The following is a 2,406-nucleotide window of genomic DNA, read 5'->3' as shown; positions in this document are numbered from 1 at the left end:
TGGACGGCCTCCTCGGCGAGGGCGTCGCCGCCCAGGCCCGCTTCGATCCGCAGGCCAAGGCCGTCGGCGAGTGGCTGCGCTCGCGTCACCTCGACATACCGGAGAAACTGCTGTGACCGTCCTCGCCTCCGCCCTCGACCCCCACGGCGCCGACTACGCCGCCCACCGCGAGGCGATGCTCACCAAGCTCGCCGAGCTCGAGACCGAGCACGCGAAAGCTCTCGCCGGAGGCGGCGAGAAGTACGTCGCCCGGCACCGCAAGCGCGGCAAGCTCCTCGCCCGCGAGCGCATCGAGCTGCTGCTCGACCCCGATACGCCCTTCCTCGAACTGTCCCCGCTGGCCGCCTGGGGCAGCGACTACGCCGTCGGCGCCTCGGTCGTCACCGGCATCGGCATCATCGAGGGCGTCGAGTGCCTGATCAGCGCCAACGACCCGACCGTACGGGGCGGGGCCAGCAACCCCTGGACCCTCAAGAAGTCCCTGCGCGCCCACGAGATAGCCCGCGCCAACCGCCTGCCGGTCATCAGCCTGGTCGAGTCCGGGGGCGCCGATCTCCCCAGCCAGAAGGAGATCTTCATCCCGGGCGGCGCGATGTTCCGCGATCTGACCCGACTGTCCGCCGACGGCATTCCAACCATCGCCGTCGTCTTCGGCAACTCCACGGCCGGAGGCGCGTACATCCCCGGGATGTCCGACCACGTGATCATGGTCAAGGAGCGGTCGAAGGTCTTTCTCGGCGGGCCGCCCCTGGTGAAGATGGCCACCGGCGAGGAGAGCGACGACGAATCCCTCGGCGGCGCCGAGATGCACGCCCGCACCTCCGGCCTCGCCGACTACTTCGCCCTCGACGAGCCCGACGCCATCCGCCAGGCCCGCCGCGTCGTCGCCCGCCTCAACTGGCGCAAGGCGCACCCCGACCCGGGCCCCGCCGAGCCCCCGAAACACGACCCCGGCGAACTCCTGGGCATCGTCCCCGGCGACCTCAAGACCCCCTTCGACCCCCGCGAGGTCATCGCGCGCATCGTCGACGCCTCCGACTTCGACGAGTTCAAGCCGCGCTACGGCCCCAGCCTCGCCACCGGCTGGGCCACCCTCCACGGCTATCCGATCGGGATCCTCGCCAACGCCCAGGGCGTGCTGTTCTCGGCCGAGTCCCAGAAGGCCGCCCAGTTCATCCAGCTCGCCAACCAGCGCGACATCCCCCTCCTCTTCCTCCACAACACCACCGGCTACATGGTGGGCCGCGAGTACGAGCAGGGCGGGATCATCAAACACGGCGCCATGATGATCAACGCGGTCTCCAACTCCCGCGTCCCCCACCTCTCCGTCCTCATCGGCGCCTCGTACGGCGCCGGCCACTACGGCATGTGCGGCCGTGCCTACGACCCCCGCTTCCTCTTCGCCTGGCCCAGCGCCAAGTCGGCCGTCATGGGCCCCCAGCAGCTGGCCGGCGTCCTGTCGATCGTCGCCCGCCAGTCCGCCGCCGCCAAGGGCCAGCCGTACGACGAGGACGCCGACGCCGCCCTGCGCGCCATGGTGGAGCAGCAGATCGAGTCCGAATCGCTGCCCCTGTTCCTCTCCGGGCGGTTGTACGACGACGGCGTCATCGACCCCCGCGACACCCGCACCGTCCTCGGCCTGTGCCTCTCCGCGATCCACACGGCCCCCGTCGAGGGCGCGCGCGGCGGCTTCGGCGTCTTCCGGATGTGAGATGTGAGGAAAGCTGTGATCCGATCCCTCCTCGTCGCCAACCGGGCCGAAATCGCCCGCCGTATCTTCCGCACCTGCCGCGAACTCGGCATCGCCACCGTCGCCGTCCACTCCGACCCCGACGCCGCCGCGCCCCACGTACGCGAGGCCGATGCGGCCGTACGGCTCCCCGGCGCCGCGCCCGCCGACACCTATCTGCGCGCCGACCTCATCGTCAAAGCCGCACTCGCGGCCGGGGCCGACGCCGTCCACCCCGGCTACGGCTTCCTCTCCGAGAACGCCGGCTTCGCGCGCGCGGTCATCGACGCGGGCCTGCGGTGGATCGGGCCGCCGCCCGAGGCGATCGAGGCCATGGCCTCCAAGACCCGCGCCAAGGACCTCATGGGCGCCGCCGGGGTCCCCCTCCTCGCCCCCGTGGACCCCGACCGCGCCACGCCCGACGACCTGCCCCTCCTCGTCAAGGCGGCGGCGGGCGGCGGCGGGCGCGGGATGCGCGTGGTCCGCGACCTCGCGGCCCTCCCGGCCGAGCTGACCTCCGCCCGCGCCGAGGCGCTGTCCGCCTTCGGCGACGCGGAGGTCTTCCTGGAGCCGTACGTCGAGGGCGCCCGCCATGTCGAGGTGCAGATACTCGCCGACGCACACGGCGAGGTCTGGGCGCTGGGCACCCGCGACTGCTCCCTCCAGCGCCGCCACCA

Annotated in this window: 2 protein-coding genes; both read left to right on the top strand. The window is 72.2% G+C overall.

What is annotated here, in order from left to right:
- The first annotated feature begins 112 nt into the window (after positions 1-112).
- Complete coding sequence (locus tag CCN51_RS47195; protein WP_014177463.1) at positions 113-1,711, top strand: acyl-CoA carboxylase subunit beta; 1,599 nt, start codon at positions 113-115, stop codon at positions 1,709-1,711.
- A gap of 15 nt (positions 1,712-1,726) precedes the next feature.
- Positions 1,727-2,406, top strand: a 680-nt coding sequence (locus CCN51_RS47190) for a biotin carboxylase N-terminal domain-containing protein (RefSeq protein WP_281262482.1), incomplete at its 3' end; no start/stop codon positions are given.

This window comes from Streptomyces milbemycinicus (assembly GCF_002154605.1).
Classification (GTDB): Bacteria; Actinomycetota; Actinomycetes; order Streptomycetales; family Streptomycetaceae; genus Streptomyces; species Streptomyces milbemycinicus.
This window is presented reverse-complemented; position numbering and strand designations above follow the sequence as displayed.